Source organism: Pseudomonas sp. AP19 (assembly GCF_001728855.1).
GTDB lineage: Bacteria > Pseudomonadota > Gammaproteobacteria > Pseudomonadales > Pseudomonadaceae > Aquipseudomonas > Aquipseudomonas fluorescens.
Genome location: NZ_LXJP01000016.1, coordinates 16,802 through 33,603, shown reverse-complemented (window position 1 = coordinate 33,603; position 16,802 = coordinate 16,802). Strand labels below are relative to the sequence as shown.

The window sequence follows — 16,802 nt, the reverse complement described above, 5'->3', positions numbered from 1 at the left end:
CAACCCACGCCAGACTGGGTTACCGTGTTTCCACCTCAATTTGTGACAAGCCACCATGGGCCACCCCACCTCCGCACTCGACTGGTTGCACCGCGCCCCGCACGCCAGCGGCCTGGACCGTATCGAGGCGTACTTTGCCGGCTTCGCGTTCGACCCGCATCGCCATGACACCTACGCCATCGGGCGCACGTTGTTTGGCGTGCAAAGTTTTCATTATCGCGGCTGCATGACCCACAGCCTGCCCGGTACGACCATGGTGATTCACCCCGACGAAACCCATGACGGCCGCGCCAGCAGTGTAGAAGGCTTCAAGTACCGCATGATTTATGTGGAGCCGGCGCTGATCCAGCAGATCCTCGGCGGCCGGCCGTTACCGTTTATCCACAACGGACTGTCAACTGACCCAAGGCTGTTCCGCGCCAGCGAAGTGTTGCTGCAAAGCCTGGACTGCCCGATTGACCCGATGCAGGAACAGGACGCGCTGTACGACCTGGCCCAGGCGCTGAGCGCTGCGTCGGGCGTGATCGTCAGTCGTAAATCCTTCGATTACGTGGCCGCCGAGCGTGCCCGGGAATTTATCCACAGCGCCTTGGGCCGCAGCATCACCCTGGATGAAATGGCCGACCACTGCGGCCGTGACCGCTGGGCATTGTCGCGCGATTTTCGCGTGCTGTTCGGCACCAGCCCCTACCGCTACCTGACCATGCGACGGTTGGACTTGGTGCGCAGCCTGCTGGCTCAGGGCCAATCGTTGGTGGATGCAGCACTGACCGCCGGTTTCACCGACCAGAGCCACATGACGCGGCAATTTCGCAGCACCTACGGCATGCCACCGTCGCGATGGGTAAAGATGCTCGGGCGCTGATTAACGGCGCGCAAGTGCGCAGTTAATCAGCGGGCGCAGGAAGGCAAGGCTTACAGCTGGCGCCCGACAACCGGCTCGCCGATGCTCAGGAAATTGCCGCCCGCGATATGGTGCAAGGTGCGCAATGCGTCATGCCCTTCGAAGTGCCAGTGCCCTTCGCTGAACACGCGTTCGTCGGCATACGCCGCGACCACTTCGCCGAGGAATAAATCGTAGGTCTGCTGGGTGTGAGGCTCGGGCAACAGGCGACATTCCAACCACGCTACGCAGCCCTCCAGCAGCGGCGCATCGGTGTGTTCACCGTGGAAGGTTTGCAGGCCGTAGGCGGCGAATTTGTCCGTGTCGGCGCCCGTGGTGTTGCCGACCGTCTGCACCAGATCGGCCTGCGCCACGCAGGGCACCTGAAGTACAAAGGTGCCGGCGCCTTCCAGCAATGACCGGGTCCAGGTGGCTTTGTCGAGCACCACCGCGACTTTCGGCGGTTCAAAGTCCAGGGGCATGGCCCAGGCAGCGGCCATGATATTGCGTCGGCCGTCGTGGGCCGCGCTCACCAACACGGTCGGCCCGTGGTTGAGCAAGCGATAGGCCTTGGACAGCGGAACAGGACGACGGTGAGTAGGGCTCATGGAGGGTCGGCTCTTCAAGCAAGAAAAAACCTACGATACCTCAAGCACAAGCCCGACGGTCAGCTCGACAGCTGATTGGCGAACTGCCCGACCGCGCTCACCACCTTTTGCGCGCCATCCTGGATTTCCACAATCACGGTGCCGGCCTCAGACGCCAGCGCCAGACCTTGCTCGGCCTGCAGACGCCCCTCGGTCATCAGCGACACCGCATCGCGAGCCATGTCCTGGTTCTGACGCACCACACCGACAATTTCCTCGGTGGCCTTGCTGGTGCGCGACGCCAATTGGCGAACCTCATCGGCAACCACCGCAAAACCACGGCCCTGCTCACCCGCGCGTGCCGCTTCGATGGCCGCATTGAGCGCCAGCAGGTTGGTCTGTTCGGCAATGCCGCTGATGGTCTTGACGATGCTGCCGATCACTTGCGACTGGGCGTTGAGCGCCTCAATGCCATCACCGGCCTGCTGCATGTGCCTGGCCAAATCTCGCATCACATCCACCGCCTGCGTCACCACCGTGGTGCCACGCTGGGCACTGTTGTCGGTTTGCAGCGAGGTGCTGTAGGCAATATTGGCGGCCTCGGCCACGGCCTGTTCCTGGTTGACCTGGTCGGTAATCACCGTGGCGAACTTGACCACTTTGTACAGGCGATCATTGGCATCCAACACCGGGTTATAGGTAGCTTCCAGCCAGACCACACGCCCATGGCTGTCGACGCGCTTGAAACGCGCCGCGACAAACTCACCGGCATTCAAACGTTTCCAGAAGTTCTGGTACTCGGCGCTGTTGTATTCCTCCGGTTCGCAGAACATCCGGTGATGCTTGCCCTGAATCTGCGCCAGGCTGTAACCCATGCCGCCGAGGAACCGGTCATTGGCCGTCAGCACATGCCCACCGAGGTCGAACTCGATGACCGCGGTGGAACGCACCAGCGCGGTGATCAGGTTTTCATGCTCGCGCGAGGCCTCGATGGTGCGGGTGAGGTCGCTTGAGTAAATCGAATAATGCTTGATACGCCCATCCGAGCTGCGCACGGGTTGCAGGATCGAGCGCAACCACGCCTCCTTGCCATTGCCGCGCATCAGCCGCACGGTGCCAGCGAAGTGTTCGCCACGCAGCAGGGCATGCTTGAAACGCAGCTGGAATTCGTCCTGGCGCACGTGTGCCGGCACCAGATCATCAATGTGGCGCCCCAAGATGTTGGTGGCCTGGTACGCCAGTTCCTGCAGGAAGTTGGCATTTGCCCACTCCACCCGGCCTTCGGCATCCAGCGTCAGGCACAGCATTTCACTTTCCAGGCTCTCCTTGACCTGTTGCAAGCTCGACAACTCTTCGCGAAGAGCTGACAGCTCCTGCTTCAAACGGGTGTTGAACATGGGGCACCGATGATCATTTGAGGAGATGAATCTGACCTGCATCGGCGCTGCCGGGATTTTCTGAAGTGCTTTTTAGCCCTTCGCCCACCTGTTTTTCTGGCGCGATTAACCACCATTATTCCGGCAGATGCCCATCACTTGGTATTCAAGGGTATTGAGCTTGCCGCTGGAGTCTTCATAGGTCATGCGCGACGGCACCGGATTGCACGAACGGATCGGTGGGGTGACGTTGACCACGTTGGCGATGTCCAGCGTCATACCATAGCGGTAGGCCTGTACCTCGGGTGCCGGCAGCCCCTTTTTTGCGGCGTAAGCCGCCATGGCTTTCTCATTGCGTTCCATCATCAGGGCAAAGGTGCGATCACCACCGCCTTCGGCCACTGCACTGAACGACAGGATTGCAGTGAATACACCCAGGCCAATTTTATAAAAGTTCATTACGGGTTCCTCGTCTAAGAAGTTCAGTGACAAGCGTAATGAAGCAACCCTGACGCGAGGTTCACCAAACCATTACTTATTTGTTAGGTAGCCGTGACTTTCCAGGATTGTAATGTTCACGCAATGAAGTCGTTATCCGCTGTTTGCAACTATCAGCCCGGGCCAGATCAATAAGAACGCCCACTGCCTATAAGAAGCTGAACACTGCCAACACCGAGGAGCGAAACATGACTATTGCTTACTACACCCTTCCCTTTTCATTGCTGGCCGCACTGCCCCTGGCAGCCGTGGCGGTGGAGGACAAGCCTGAAGGTTTTATCGAAGGCAGCAGCGTGAACGTGCTGGCGCGCAATTTTTACTTCAACCGCGACGACCGCAAGGGCCAGTCCAGCCCCACCGGCAACGGTTATTCCGAAGCCTGGGCGCAGGGCTTGATCGGCAAGTTCGAATCCGGCTTTACCCAAGGCACCGTGGGGTTTGGCCTGGATGCGTTTGCCATGTACGGCCTGAAACTCGACTCCGGCACCGGCCGCAGCGGCGGCAAGGGTTCGTTCGGCATGCTGCCGGTGGACAGCAATAACCACCCCGAAAGCGGCTACAGCAAATTCGGCGGCGCCGCGAAAGTGCGCGTGCTCGACACGGTCTTCAAGGCCGGTGACGTGTTCCCCGCCACGCCGGTGGTGGCCGCCGGCGACTCACGCCTGTTGCCGCAAAGCTTTCGCGGTGTCACCGCGCAAAACACCAGCCTTGAAGGCCTGAACCTGCAGGGCGGGCGCCTGAGCGGCATGAGCCAGCCAAGTGAAAGTGGCATGAACAAAGGCTTTGCGACGTTCTACGCGGGCAAGGTCGATGCCCCCTGGATCGGTTACGTCGGCGGCGACTACACCGTCAATAAACACCTCAGTGTCAGCCTCTACAGCAGCCGCCTGAAAGACGCCTGGGATCAGTATTACGTGGGCAGTGCCGCCACTTACCCGCTGACCGACACCGTCTCTTTGTTCGGCGACGTCAACTATTACAAAGCCGTCGACGAGGGTAAAAAGCTGCTGGGCGAATTCGATAACAACATCTGGAGCGCCAGGCTCGGGGTGAGGGCCGGCGCCCACAGCGTGGCCGTGTCGCACCAGCGCAACAACGGCGACGACGACTTCGATTACCTGCGCCAATCGGACTCGATCTTCCTCAACAACTCGATCCAGTACAGCGACTTCAACTCGCCCAAGGAGCGCTCGTGGATGCTGCGCTACGACCTCGACATGCAGGCGTTCGGCATTCCCGGCCTGTCGTTCATGACCCGCTACGGCAAAGGCACCGGCGCCGATTACAGCCATGCCAACGCGGTGTACATGCGCCGCGATGCGGCGGGCAATCCGCTGACGGATCAGCGTCGCTGGGAGCGGGACGTCGAGGCCAGGTACGTGGTGCAAAGTGGCAGCCTGAAGGATTTGTCATTGCGGTTACGCCAGGCCACCGTGCGCTCCAGCGCTTTCGAATCAGATCTGGAGGAAGTGCGCTTGATTGCCGAATACCCGCTAGTAGCACTTTGACCTGCGTTTACATTCGTTCGCCATTAACTAACATCTGCTCACAAATAGATAACTATCAAAACTGTAACATTGCGTTCAGCTTCTCGTTAAGTTGAACTTCCTATACTCGCTTCAACTTCGTTGCACCGAGCACATTCATCTCTGAAGCTTTTGTGTAGCTCCTTTGGAAAGAGATGAATTTTTAACGCCCCGCTGGGGCGTTTTTTTTGCCCGCTGGCTGAGTCGCGACCAATGGTCGCAGTTGACCCTGAAGCTACTTCAGACTTCAGAATTTCCCTACTCTCAAGACACCTGCCTCCATAGGGAAATGGACCTCTTCTCCTTCAGTAAAAGGTAAATTTTCTATGCGTATCCTTGTGGTTGAGGACGAGCAAAAAACCGCTGACTATTTGCAGCAAGGCCTGAGTGAAAGTGGCTATGTGGTCGATTGCGCGTCCAATGGCATCGACGGCCTGCACCTGGCCGGGCAGCACGCCTATGAGTTGGTCATTCTTGACGTCAACCTGCCGGGCAAGGATGGCTGGGAAGTGCTCGAGCAATTGCGCCGCAACGGCACGCAACGGGTGATGATGCTGACCGCGCGTGGCCGGCTGGCCGACAAGATCAAAGGCCTGGACATGGGCGCCGATGATTACCTGGTCAAGCCTTTCGAGTTTCCCGAATTGCTCGCGCGGGTCCGCACCCTGCTGCGCCGCAGTGAGCATATCCCGCAACCGGAAGTCTTCAGCGTGCAGGACCTGGAGCTGGACCCGCGCCGCCATCGCGCGTATCGCGGCTCCCGACGGATCGACCTGACCACCAAAGAGTTCGCCCTGCTGCAGGTGTTGATGCGCCAAACCGGCGAAGTGCTGACCCGCACGCAAATCATTTCGCTGGTGTGGGACATGAATTTCGACTGCGACACCAATGTGGTGGAAGTCTCCATCAGCCGCCTGCGGGCCAAGGTCGATGACCAGAGCGAGGTCAAGCTGATCCACACCATTCGCGGCGTGGGTTATGTGCTGGAGGCGCGCGGATGAAAACCGGCAGTTTGTCGATGCGCCTGGGGCTGACGGTCAGTGTAATGGGCGCGGGCCTGGTGCTGTTGCTGGCAACCCTGGCGTACCTGGCCCTGACCCACGAACTGGAAAAGCTGGCGCGCAAGGGCCTGGAAAGCAAGATGGAACAGATCCAGCACAGCGTGGCCCAGGGCATGGACCTGAACACCATTCGCGCCCGCCCGCATTCACTGATGGACCTGGTGATCGGCCATGACAACTTCTACCTGACCATCGTCGGCACCGCCCCCGACGAAAGCGTGCTGCTGAGCACCGGGGCCAAGCCTCAGACGCCTTTGCTCACTGACTTCACCCCACGGGAAACCCTCGGTTACCTCAACTGGACCGACAGTTATGGCAACCAGGTGCTCAGTGCCTCCAGCCTGATGCGCCTGGCCAGCGGCGAACGTGTACGCGTGCTGCTGTCCCTGGACCGCACCGACGATCAAGCGCTGCTCAGTGCCTATCTGCGCGCCACGGTGATCGCCTTGCCCATGCTGCTGCTGCTGATCGGCATGGGTGCCTGGTGGCTGGTGCAGCGCGGCCTGGCGCCGTTGAAACAGTTCAGCCATGTGGCGGCCAAAGTCACCACTCAGGACCTCACCCATCGCCTTTCCGTCGATAACCTGCCCCAAGAGCTGGGCGAGTTGGCGCAAGGCTTTAATGTGATGCTCAATCGCCTGGACGCTGGGGTGCAGCAACTGTCGCAATTCTCCGATGACCTTGCCCACGAATTGCGCGCGCCCCTGACCAACCTGATGGGCAAAGCCCAGTTGACGCTGTCGCGCCAGCGCCCGCCTGACGAATACAAAGCCGTGCTCGAATCCAACACCGAAGAGCTGGAGCGCCTGGCGCGTATCGTCTCCGACATGCTGTTTCTGGCCCAGGTCAGCCACCCGGCGGCACGCGCTTCGTTCGCGGCGGTGTCGCTGGCGGCTGAAACGGCGCGGGTGATGGACTTGTTCGCCCTCAGTGCCGAAGACAAACAACTGACCCTGACCCTCAGCGGCGATGCTCAGGTGCACGGCGATCGCCTGATGATCCAGCGCGCCCTGTCGAACCTGCTGTCCAATGCCATCCGCCACAGCCCGGCGGGCTCGCATATTTCGCTGCTGGTGGAAGCCTACGGGAGCACGGCGTCGGTGTCGGTCAGCAACCCTGGCCCCGGCATCGAAGCGCGCCACCTGCCGCACCTGTTCGAACGCTTCTACCGTGTCGACAGCAGCCGCGCTCGCACCGAGGGTGGCACCGGCCTGGGCCTGGCCATCGTGCGCTCGATCATGACCCTGCACCAGGGGCAGGCTGAAGTGCGCAGCCTGCCCGGTGGTTTCACCGTGTTTCGCCTGGTGTTTCCTCTTCCTTGCGATGCGCCCACTGATAAAGCGCCGGCAGCACCAGCAAGGTCAGCAACGTAGAAGAAATAATCCCGCCAATCACCACCGTCGCCAACGGGCGCTGCACTTCGGCGCCGGTGCCGGTGGCCAGGGCCATCGGGATAAACCCCAGGGACGCCACCAGCGCGGTCATTAATACCGGGCGCAATCGGGTCAGCGCGCCCTCGTTGACCGCCACCGATAACGCGCGCCCTTCCTCACGCAGGTTGCGGATGAAGGCAATCATCACCAGCCCGTTGAGCACCGCGACACCGGACAAGGCGATAAAGCCCACCCCCGCCGAAATCGACAATGGAATATCGCGCAGCCACAGCGCCATGATCCCACCCGTCAATGCGAAAGGAATCCCGGTAAACACCAACAGGCCGTCCTTGAGGTTGTTGAACATCATGAACAACAGCCCGAACACCAACAGCAACGCCACTGGCACCACGATGCGCAAACGCTCGGACGCTTCCTTCAACTGTTCGAACTGGCCGCCCCAGGTGGTCCAGTAACCGGCGGGGACTTTCACCTGTGTGTTGATGGCTGCCTCGGCCTCTTCGACAAACGAACCGATATCCCGCCCGCGCACGTTGGCGCTGACGATCACCAGGCGCTTGCCGTTCTCGCGGCTGACCTGGTTGGGACCGAGCACCAGGTCCAGGCTGGCGACCTGGGACAAGGCAATAAAGCCCAACTGCCCAGCCGCACTGCCGGCCAGCGCCGGCACCGGAATCAGCAGCCGTGACAGCCCGTCGATATCGGTGCGTAGTGCGTCGGACAAACGCACGACCATGTCAAAGCGGCGATCACCTTCGTACAACGTACCGGCCTGACGCCCGCCCACGGCGACCGCAATGGTGTCCTGCACATCGCCCACATTCAGGCCGAAACGCGCGGCCTTCTCGCGGTCGATATTGATGGTCAGCACCGGCAAGCCGGAGGTCTGCTCGACCTTGACTTCCGAGGCGCCTTCGAGCTTTTGCAGGGTCTCGGCGATTTCCGCGGCGGTCTTGTTGAGCACCGCCATGTCGTCACCAAACACCTTCACTGCCACATCACTACGCACCCCGGAAATCAGCTCGTTGAAGCGCAGCTGGATCGGTTGCGACAGTTCATACGCACTGCCCGGCACAATCGCACTGGCGCGCTGGATGTCGGCAATCAGCGTCTCGCGGGATTTGTTTGGATCGGGCCACTGTGCCTTCGGTTTAAGCATTACGTAGCTGTCGGAAATATTCGGCGGCATCGGGTCTGAGGCGATTTCTGCGGTGCCGGTGCGCGCAAAAACCCGCTCGATTTCCGGCACCTGGGCCAGCAATGTGTTCTCAAGCTGCTGCTGCATCTGCACCGATTGCGTCAGGCTGGTGCCCGGCACGCGCAGGGCCTGTTGGGCGAAGTCGCCTTCGCTGAGGCTGGGAATGAATTCACTGCCCATGCGGCTGGCCAGCGCCCCAGAGGCGACGATGGTCAACACCGCCAAGCCAAACACCCATGGACGGCGTGCCATTACCCAGTGCAGCACCGGCGCATAGACCCGCCGCGCCGTGCGCATCACCAGGTTTTCTTCTTCCTTGACCTTGCCGGTGACGAACAGCGCAATCGCGGCCGGCACGAACGTCACCGACAGAATCATCGCACCCAGCAGCGCGATCACCACGGTGAAGGCCATCGGGTGGAACATCTTCCCGGCCACACCCGTGAGGGCGAAGATCGGCAGGTAAACCACCATGATGATCAGTTGCCCGAAGATCAGCGCCCGCCGCGCCTCTTTGGCCGCCGCGAACACTTCGTGCAACCGCTCGCTGCGGGTCAACAAACGGCCGTGGCGCTGTTGCGCATGTGCCAGGCGGCGGATGGCGTTCTCGACGATCACCACCGCGCCGTCGACGATAATGCCGAAGTCCAGTGCGCCAAGACTCATCAGGTTGGCGCTGACTTTGTTGGTAAACATCCCGGTAAAGGTGAACAACATCGCCAGGGGAATCACCATTGCGGTGATCAACGCCGCGCGGATGTTGCCCAGGAACAGGAACAACACCGCAACCACCAGCAGCGCACCTTCGAAGAGGTTTTTCTTCACGGTGGCGATGGCTTTTTCCACCAGGTTGGTGCGGTCGTACACGGTCACGGCAACCACGCCTGCCGGTAGCGAACGGTTGATCTCTGCGAGTTTTTTCGCCACCGCCTGGGACACGGTACGGCTGTTTTCACCGATCAACATGAATACCGTGCCCAGCACCACTTCACGGCCGTTTTCGGTGGCCGCGCCGGTGCGCAGCTCACGGCCGATGTCGACCTGCGCCACATTGCGCACGCGGATCGGCGTGCCATCGGAAGTGGTGATCACGATATTGGCGATGTCATCAATCGACGCCACTTGCCCCGGTGCGCGGATCAGCAGTTGCTCGCCGCTGCGCTCGATGTAACCCGCGCCGACGTTGGCGTTATTGCGTTCAAGGGCCGTGACCAAATCACTCAACGTCAGGTTGTAGGCCGCGAGGCGCTTGGGGTCCGGGGCAATCTGATATTCCTTGGCAAAGCCGCCGATGGTGTTGATCTCGGCCACACCCGGCACGTTGCGCAGTTGCGGCTTGATGATCCAGTCCTGGATCACGCGCAGGTCGGTCGGCGTGTAGGGCGTGCCGTCCTCTTTGAGTGCGCCGTCCTCGGCCTCGACGGTCCACAGGAAAATTTCCCCGAGGCCGGTGGAAATCGGCCCCATGGCGGTGTCGATGCCGGTAGGCAATTGTCCACGGGCGACCTGCAGGCGCTCATTGACCAATTGGCGGGCGAAGAACAGGTCGGTACCGTCTTTGAAAATCACCGTCACCTGGGACAAACCGGAGCGCGACAGCGACCGCGTCTGCTGCAGACCCGGCAACCCGGCCATGGCGGTTTCGATGGGAAAGGTAATGCGCTGTTCGGTTTCCAGCGGCGAAAACCCGGCCGCCGCCGAGTTGATCTGCACCTGCACATTGGTGATGTCGGGTACCGCGTCGATGGGCAATTTCTGATAGCTGGCGATGCCGACACCGGCCATCAACAGCACGGCCAGCAGCACGATGATGCGCTGCTCGATGGCAAATTGGATAAGGCGCTCAAACATGGGGAATCACTCGCAGGATCAATGGGCGTGCTCGGCCGAGCCTTTACCCAGTTCGGACTTGAGGATGAAGCTGCCGGCCGTCGCCACCTGTGCCCCGGCGTCGAGGCCCTGGCGCACCTCGACGTAGCCGTTTTCACTCACGCCCAGCTCAAGGTGGCGGGTGATGAAACCGTCCGGCGTGCGCACGAACACCGAGGGTTTGTCCTCGATGGTCTGAATCGCGGTTTGAGGCACGGTGACCTTGGCCTGGTAGGTGTCAGTGGCCAATTGCACGGTGACAAACAGCCCGGGGCGCCAGGCGGCGTCGGGGTTGGGCACGTTCACGCGCACGGTGGCGGTACGCGTCTGCTCGCCGAGCAAGTTGCCGACGTAGGCCACGGTGCCGAGCACGTCGGTGCCCATTTCCGTAGAGCTGACCTTCACCGGTTTACCCACGCGCACCTTGTTCAAGTCTTTGGGAAAGACACCGAAGGTGACCCATACCTGCGACAGGTCCGAGAGGGTAAATGCGTTGCTGGTTTCGCTGACGACCTCGCCGACTCCCAGGTGCTTTTCCACCACCATGCCGGCGAAGGGAGCACGCAGTTCATAGCGATTGCCGCCGACCAGGACGGCGCTGCCACTGAGGGCGGTCATTTTCTGGCGGGCGTTGTTCAGGGCGATCTCAGCTTCCTGCAAGGCCTGGCGCGCCAGCAGGTAATCCTGCTCGGCGGAGATTTGGTCCTGCCACAATTGGCGCTCGCGCTGGAAGGTGGTGCGCGCCAGTTCGACCCGCCGCTCACTGGCTGCCAGCTCACTGCGCTGGTCGGAAATTTGCTGGCTGGCGATCACCGCCAACAGCTCGCCCTTCTTAACCGACTGGCCGAGGTTGACCTGCACCGCCTCCACCACACCGGCCGCGCGCGGGACAATGTGCGAGGTGCGATCCTCATCAAAACGCACTTCTCCCGGCAGCGTCAGCAGGCTGCTGATAGCGCGTGGCTGGGCCTGGGCGAGTTGAATACCGGCGGCCTGGATCTGCTGCTCAGTGAGTTCAAGTGTGCCCTCCTCTTCTTCGGCGTTTGCAAACCCAGACAGCATCAGGCCCAAGGCGACGGCCAGCGCCACACCGTGTTTATGCTTCATAAAAAACTCCAGAAAAAATCAAAACCGGGCGAGGTCGCCGTAAATCCGTTCGATGCGTACCCAGGCGTCGGTGGCCTGGGCAGTCGCCGTGAGGTACTGGGTGCGGGCGGCGATCAAGGTGCGCTGAGCGTCGAGCACGTCGAGGAAGTTGAACTTGCCCATCTCGAAACCCCGGGTGGCGCTGTCCACCGCGCTTTGGGCGGCGGGCAGGATCTGTTGGTTGAAGGCGCGCACTTCGGTATTCGCGGTTTGCCACAGGTCCAGGGCCTGGCGGGTTTCGGTGCGCAGGCGCAACTCAGTGGCGTTGCGCAAGTCACGGGCCTGGTCGGCGCGGCGGCTGGCGGCGAGCACGTTGCCCTGGTTGCGGTTGAACAGCGGGATCGGCATCGACACGCCCACCAGGTTGACCCGCTCGCGCACGCCGGCGTCGTACTGGCTGCCGATCGACACGTCGAGGTCGGGAATCCGCTGGGCTTTTTCCAGGCCTACGCTGGCTTCGTTTTGCTGAATGTGCAGCTCAGCCAGGCGCAGCTGCGTGGTTTGCTCAAGGCGCGCCAGCAACGGTGTGAAGGCCGGTAATGGCGGCGCAGATTGGCTTTGCGTCGCAACCGCCTGGAAGTCCGGCGCGGCGCTGCCGGTAATGGCTGCGAGGCGGCGATAGGCGTCGCTCAGGCCGATCTGCGCACGGTCCATTTCCAGGCGAATCTGCGAGACCTGCACCTGCGCGCGGGTCGCTTCGACCGGTGACGACTTGCCGGCCCTGACACGGCCGTTGGCGACCACCAGGCCGCGCTCGGCCAGGGCCACAGAGCGTTGCGCCAGGTCGAGGCGCTCCTGGGCCCGTAGGGCGCCATAATAGCTGTCGATCACATCGGCGCGCAGGTCGTTGCGACGCTGCTCCAGGGTCAGTGCGGCAGCGTCCTGGGCGCGGGTTGCCAGGTCAATCCGCGCACCGCGCTTGCCGCCCAGCTCCAGGGTCTGGCTGAGTTTGATCGTGGTGGTGCGCGTGTTGCGGCGGGTGTCTTCAGCATCCCAGGAGGCCACCGGGTTGGGCATCAAGCCCGCCTGTTGGCGACCGCCCTGGGCGATGTCGATTTCCCATTGCGCGGCGGCCAGGTCAGGGTTGTTGGCAAACGCGGTTTGCAGGGCTCTATCAAGCGTGAGGGTTTGCGCCTGGACCGCACTGGCGGCCAGCCACAACGCAGTCGCCCCCAACAGTGTTTTAACCGAAATTGCCATAACGAAAGTTCCACGCCCATGAAGTCGCTGAGGTTTCCCAGCGGGGGCAATGTAGCCTTCAGTACTTATCAGGGCGGTGGGCAGAACATTACAAATCCGTTAGCGAGGATCAGGCGTGCAGGTCGTCATGGTCGTCGTGATGAAACCCTTCGCCTTCAACCTGCAAGGTGACGTGGGAAATATCGAATTGTTCGTGCAGCACTTCAGTCACCAGTGTGAGGATCTGCTGCTCGGTGCCGAGCGTCGAGTCCGCCACCAAGTGAGTGCTCAGCACATTCTTGCCGCTGGTCAGGGCCCAGATATGCAGGTCGTGTATGTCCTTGACCCCGGGCACCTTGCGAATGGCCTGCTCGACCTGATCGATATCAACCCCGTCCGGCACACCTTGCAGCAGCACGTTCATGCTTTCCTTGAGCAGCGTCCAGGTGCGCGGCAACACCCAGAAACCAATCGCCGCCGCCACCACGGAGTCGATCCAACCCCAACCGGTGAACAGGATCACCACGGCCGCGATGATCACGCCGATAGAGCCGAGCATGTCGCTCCAGACTTCGAGGTAAGCGCCCTTCACATTGAGGCTTTCGCCGCTGGCGGCACTGAGCAGGCGCATGGAAATCAGGTTGACGATCAGCCCCAGCACCGCAATGACCAGCATGCCGGTGGACTGGATTTCAGCCGGCGCCTGTAGCCGTTGATAGGCCTCATACAGGATGTAAAACGCCACGCCGAACAGCAGCAGCGCATTGAAAGCCGCCGCCAGAATCTCGAAACGCGCATAACCAAAGGTGCGCTTGCGGTCGGCAGGGCGTTTGGCAACCTGGATGGCCACCAGGGAAATCGCCAGGGCCAGGGCGTCGGTCATCATGTGCGCGGCGTCGGACAACAGCGCCAGGCTGCCGGTGATAAACGCGCCGATCACCTCGGCAATCATGAAGCTGCCGGTCAGCCCGAGGGCGATCCATAGAAGACGCTCGTGGCCGGCGCGTACCTGGCCGTGGTTATGTCCTGCGCTCATGAAATGTCCTCAAAGGGTGGGGTCCGTTGATCATAGAGCTATAGGCCAAATCTTCGCGCATGGGTTGCAAATATGTCATCTGCGCGACAGCCCGCCGTTAGATGACGCGCACCAAAATCGCACATGAACGCTCTGGCACAGTTCTATCGGGTATGCTTTTCGAGCAGGAAACAAAAAGAAACATATTAGCCAACCTGTTCGATAAGGAGTCCCGTTTTGGAGTTATCGACTGCCGCGTGGATGGTCCACGACACCCGCCTCATGTTCTGTGTCCTGCTGGCCATCGCCAGCATTATTGTGTTGATCAGCGCGACCAAGCTGCCGCCGTTCCTGTCAATTTTGATCGGCACATTCATCGCCGGCGTCGGCGCCGGATTGCCGCCTGAGGAAGTCGCCAAAGCGTTCAGCAAAGGCGCCGGGGCGATTCTTGGTGAAGCCGGGATCATCATCGCGCTGGGCTCGATGCTCGGTGCGCTGATGGCGGAATCCGGCGCGGCCGACCGTATCGCCACCACCCTGCTCGGGCTGGGCAAAGGCAAATCATTGCCCTGGGTAATGGCGCTGGTGGCCATGGTGATCGGCTTGCCGCTGTTCTTCGAAGTCGGCCTGGTGATGATGGTGCCGATCATCTTTGTGATGGCCAAACGTTCGAACCAGCCCCTGCTGAAAATCGCCATCCCTGCACTGGCCGGCATGACCACCCTGCACGCCCTGATGCCGCCGCATCCGGGACCGCTGATTGCGGTGAGCGCGTTGCACGCCGACCTCGGCCTGACCATGTTGCTGGGCTTCTGCCTGGCAGTACCGGCGGTGATCCTGGCCGGCCCGCTCTATGGCAACTGGCTGTCCAAGCGCATGCACGTGGATGAACCGGCGGACATCGGCGCGCTGTTCAGCGCACCGCCCAAGGCGCCGCGCCAGCCGAGTTTCGGGGTGTCGCTGCTGATCATTTTGCTGCCGGTGATTTTGATGCTCGGCAGCACCTTGGCCAAGGTCGCCATGTCGCCGGAAAACCCGCTGGCACTGACCTTGAAGTTTCTCGGTGAACCGCTGATCGCGCTCGGCCTGGCGGTGATCGCCGCGGTGGTCTGCCTCGGCTGGGCCGCCGGTATGCCGCGTGCCGACGTTGGCAACACCCTGCGCAAAGCCCTCGCGCCGATCGCCGTGTTGCTGCTGACCATCGGCGCTGGCGGCGGCCTCAAGCAAACCCTGCTGGATGCCGGCGTCAGCCAGACCATCAGCAAGGTCGCCGAAGGCGCGCACATGCCGTATCTGCTGCTGGCCTGGTTGATTGCCGTGGCCCTGCGCCAGGCCACCGGTTCGGCAACGGTCGCCACCACCACAACCGCGGGCATCCTCGCGCCGATGATGGCCGGGCTGGCGGCGACGCAGAGTTCATTGGTGGCATTGGCGATTGGCGCCGGCTCGGTGTTCTTCTGCCACGTCAACGACGCCGGGTTCTGGATGGTGCGTGAGTACTTCGGCTTGCAACTCAAACAGACGATCTGGGTGTGGTCGGTGTTGCAGACGATTGTTTCGGTGGTCGGGCTGGTCGGTACGCTATTGCTCTGGCACTTCCTGACCTGACCCTCAGGTCGCCAAGGTGTGGCGCTTGCCGAACAGCGCCACACTCACCACCCCGACCGCGCCCATCACTACGCAATAGCCCACGCAAATCCACGGGCTCGTCGGCATCAATGCAATCAACAACAGCGGTGTGGTACTCGCCCACAGCGCGTAGGCAATGTTGTAGGTAAAGGAAATCCCGGACACCCGCACCGGCGCCGGAAACAGGCCGACCATCACCGACGGCACTGCGCCCACTACCCCGCAACTCAAGCCCGCCACAGCGTACGCCGCCCCCAGCCACACGCCGCCGCTGATCAGGCTGGCATACAGAACCGCAATGCCCACCGGCAGCAACAGGCTATAGACCAGCACCGTGCGCCAGGCGCCGATGCGGTCCACCAGCAGGCCGGCCAGTACACAACCGATATTCAGAAAAACAATGCCCAGCGCGCTCAAGGCGAAGGTGTGGCTGGGGCTCATGCCGAAGGTTTTTTGCATCATGGTCGGGGTGATGACCACCAGCACCACCACGGCCGAGGTGAGCACGCAGGTGAGGAGCATTGCCGGCAGCAACACCGCGCGATGGTCGCGCAGCACGGTGCGCAGAGGCAGTTCGGCGGCGGCCTGGCGGCGGGCCTGCATTTCGAGGAACACCGGGGTTTCGTTGAGCCAGCGGCGCAACCACACACCAATCACACCGAACACGCCGCCGAGCAGGAACGGGAAGCGCCAGGCGTAATCGAGGATTTCGGCGGCGGTGAAGAGTTGCGCCAGCACGGTCGCGGTGAGTGCGCCGAGCAAGTAACCGAAAGTCAGGCCGGCTTGCAGGAAGCCCAAGGCATATCCACGGTGCTGGCGCGGCGCGTGCTCGGCGACGAAGGTCCAGGCGCTGGGCACTTCGCCGCCCACCGCAGCGCCTTGCAGCACGCGCAGCGCCAGCAGGATCAGCGGCGCGAAATAACCGATTTGTGCGTAAGTCGGCATGATCCCGATCAGCAGGCAGGGCAGCGCCATCATCAGGATGCTCAGGCTGAACACGCGTTTGCGCCCCAGGTGGTCGGCAAAGTGCGCCATCAGGATGCCGCCCAGCGGGCGCGCCAGGTAGCCGGTGACAAAGATGCCGAAGCTTTGCAGCAGGCGCAGCCACTCGGGCATTTCGGGTGGGAAAAACAGCTGGCTGAGGGTCAGCGCAAAGAACACGAAAATAATGAAGTCGTAGATTTCCAGGGCGCCACCGAGGGCGGCCAGGCCCAGGGTTTTGTAGTCGGAGCGGGAAAAACGCTGCGCCTGTGGGGAAAAGGTGGCAGTCATGTGGAGGCTCGGCAGACAAACAAAATGGCGTGCAGGTTATGAGCTGAGCCCAATGATGGCAATCGCGACAGATATATTTGTTTTACTCATGGATCAATGAAGATAACTACATTCCCAAATCAATGGGCGTAGAGGAACATGCCGTAAAACTGCCAAAACCCATAATAAA

The 16,802-nt window shown here is 61.5% G+C and carries 12 protein-coding genes and 2 pseudogenes; 5 read left to right on the top strand and 9 right to left on the bottom strand.

Annotation, left to right across the window (positions count from 1 at the left end; translation table 11 throughout):
- The first annotated feature begins 55 nt into the window (after positions 1-55).
- Positions 56-865 (top strand): AraC family transcriptional regulator, encoded by an 810-nt coding sequence (locus A7D21_RS13595; RefSeq protein WP_069551933.1) that lies wholly within the window; start codon positions 56-58, stop codon positions 863-865.
- Between the two features lie 50 nt (positions 866-915).
- Here A7D21_RS13595 and A7D21_RS13590 read toward each other — a convergent pair whose 3' ends face one another.
- From A7D21_RS13590 to A7D21_RS13580, 4 genes and pseudogenes are all read right to left on the bottom strand, one after another.
- Positions 916-1,491 carry a flavin reductase family protein gene (locus tag A7D21_RS13590; RefSeq protein ID WP_053254225.1) on the bottom strand — a complete coding sequence of 192 codons (576 nt, stop codon included), beginning with the start codon at positions 1,489-1,491 and terminating at the stop codon, positions 916-918.
- A gap of 59 nt (positions 1,492-1,550) precedes the next feature.
- Positions 1,551-1,982 (bottom strand): annotated as a pseudogene (locus A7D21_RS36625) (methyl-accepting chemotaxis protein); the annotation flags it as partial.
- 108 nt (positions 1,983-2,090) lie between these two features.
- A pseudogene (locus A7D21_RS36620) lies at positions 2,091-2,777 on the bottom strand (PAS domain-containing protein); the annotation flags it as partial.
- Between the two features lie 195 nt (positions 2,778-2,972).
- The gene (locus A7D21_RS13580; protein ID WP_053254223.1) at positions 2,973-3,305 is read right to left on the bottom strand and encodes a DUF2790 domain-containing protein; all 333 of its coding nucleotides are present in this window, start codon (positions 3,303-3,305) and stop codon (positions 2,973-2,975) included.
- 227 nt (positions 3,306-3,532) lie between these two features.
- Here A7D21_RS13580 and A7D21_RS13575 point away from each other — a divergent pair, with 227 nt between their 5' ends.
- The 3 genes from A7D21_RS13575 to A7D21_RS34335 all read left to right on the top strand — a co-directional run bounded on the left by A7D21_RS13575 (position 3,533) and on the right by A7D21_RS34335 (position 7,304).
- A complete protein-coding gene (locus tag A7D21_RS13575; RefSeq protein WP_069551931.1) occupies positions 3,533-4,852 on the top strand; it encodes an OprD family porin in 1,320 nt (439 codons plus the stop codon).
- A gap of 344 nt (positions 4,853-5,196) precedes the next feature.
- Complete coding sequence (locus A7D21_RS13570) at positions 5,197-5,871, top strand: response regulator transcription factor PcoR (RefSeq protein WP_053254221.1); 675 nt, start codon at positions 5,197-5,199, stop codon at positions 5,869-5,871.
- Entirely contained in the window at positions 5,868-7,304 is a 1,437-nt protein-coding gene (locus tag A7D21_RS34335; RefSeq protein WP_083272191.1) for a heavy metal sensor histidine kinase, read from the top strand. The genes A7D21_RS13570 and A7D21_RS34335 overlap by 4 nt, the downstream gene beginning before the upstream one ends.
- On the opposite strand, the gene A7D21_RS13555 is transcribed toward A7D21_RS34335, so the two are convergent.
- The 4 genes from A7D21_RS13555 to A7D21_RS13540 all read right to left on the bottom strand — a co-directional run bounded on the left by A7D21_RS13555 (position 7,219) and on the right by A7D21_RS13540 (position 13,753).
- Complete coding sequence (locus A7D21_RS13555; protein ID WP_069551929.1) at positions 7,219-10,374, bottom strand: CusA/CzcA family heavy metal efflux RND transporter; 3,156 nt, start codon at positions 10,372-10,374, stop codon at positions 7,219-7,221. The two genes, A7D21_RS34335 and A7D21_RS13555, sit on opposite strands and share 86 nt — an antisense overlap.
- 18 nt (positions 10,375-10,392) lie before the next feature.
- Complete coding sequence (locus A7D21_RS13550; RefSeq protein ID WP_069551928.1) at positions 10,393-11,499, bottom strand: efflux RND transporter periplasmic adaptor subunit; 1,107 nt, start codon at positions 11,497-11,499, stop codon at positions 10,393-10,395.
- Between the two features lie 18 nt (positions 11,500-11,517).
- Positions 11,518-12,738, bottom strand: a complete 1,221-nt coding sequence (locus tag A7D21_RS13545) for a TolC family protein (protein ID WP_069551927.1) — start codon at positions 12,736-12,738, stop codon at positions 11,518-11,520.
- Between the two features lie 109 nt (positions 12,739-12,847).
- Complete coding sequence (locus tag A7D21_RS13540) at positions 12,848-13,753, bottom strand: cation diffusion facilitator family transporter (protein WP_069551926.1); 906 nt, start codon at positions 13,751-13,753, stop codon at positions 12,848-12,850.
- 216 nt (positions 13,754-13,969) lie between these two features.
- Between A7D21_RS13540 and A7D21_RS13535 the strand changes: the two genes are divergently transcribed.
- Positions 13,970-15,340 (top strand): gluconate:H+ symporter, encoded by a 1,371-nt coding sequence (locus tag A7D21_RS13535; RefSeq protein ID WP_069551925.1) that lies wholly within the window; start codon positions 13,970-13,972, stop codon positions 15,338-15,340.
- A gap of 3 nt (positions 15,341-15,343) precedes the next feature.
- Here the strand turns inward: A7D21_RS13535 and A7D21_RS13530 are convergent, their stop codons facing one another.
- Complete coding sequence (locus A7D21_RS13530) at positions 15,344-16,633, bottom strand: MFS transporter (protein WP_069551924.1); 1,290 nt, start codon at positions 16,631-16,633, stop codon at positions 15,344-15,346.
- Positions 16,634-16,802: the final 169 nt, after the last annotated feature.

Coding starts and splice junctions, on each gene's coding strand:
- A7D21_RS13595 (WP_069551933.1), top strand. CDS start 56: ATGGGCCACCCCACCTCCGCACTCGACTGGTTGCACCGCGCCCCGCAC.
- A7D21_RS13590 (WP_053254225.1), bottom strand. CDS start 1,491: ATGAGCCCTACTCACCGTCGTCCTGTTCCGCTGTCCAAGGCCTATCGC.
- A7D21_RS13580 (WP_053254223.1), bottom strand. CDS start 3,305: ATGAACTTTTATAAAATTGGCCTGGGTGTATTCACTGCAATCCTGTCG.
- A7D21_RS13575 (WP_069551931.1), top strand. CDS start 3,533: ATGACTATTGCTTACTACACCCTTCCCTTTTCATTGCTGGCCGCACTG.
- A7D21_RS13570 (WP_053254221.1), top strand. CDS start 5,197: ATGCGTATCCTTGTGGTTGAGGACGAGCAAAAAACCGCTGACTATTTG.
- A7D21_RS34335 (WP_083272191.1), top strand. CDS start 5,868: ATGAAAACCGGCAGTTTGTCGATGCGCCTGGGGCTGACGGTCAGTGTA.
- A7D21_RS13555 (WP_069551929.1), bottom strand. CDS start 10,374: ATGTTTGAGCGCCTTATCCAATTTGCCATCGAGCAGCGCATCATCGTG.
- A7D21_RS13550 (WP_069551928.1), bottom strand. CDS start 11,499: ATGAAGCATAAACACGGTGTGGCGCTGGCCGTCGCCTTGGGCCTGATG.
- A7D21_RS13545 (WP_069551927.1), bottom strand. CDS start 12,738: ATGGCAATTTCGGTTAAAACACTGTTGGGGGCGACTGCGTTGTGGCTG.
- A7D21_RS13540 (WP_069551926.1), bottom strand. CDS start 13,753: ATGAGCGCAGGACATAACCACGGCCAGGTACGCGCCGGCCACGAGCGT.
- A7D21_RS13530 (WP_069551924.1), bottom strand. CDS start 16,633: ATGACTGCCACCTTTTCCCCACAGGCGCAGCGTTTTTCCCGCTCCGAC.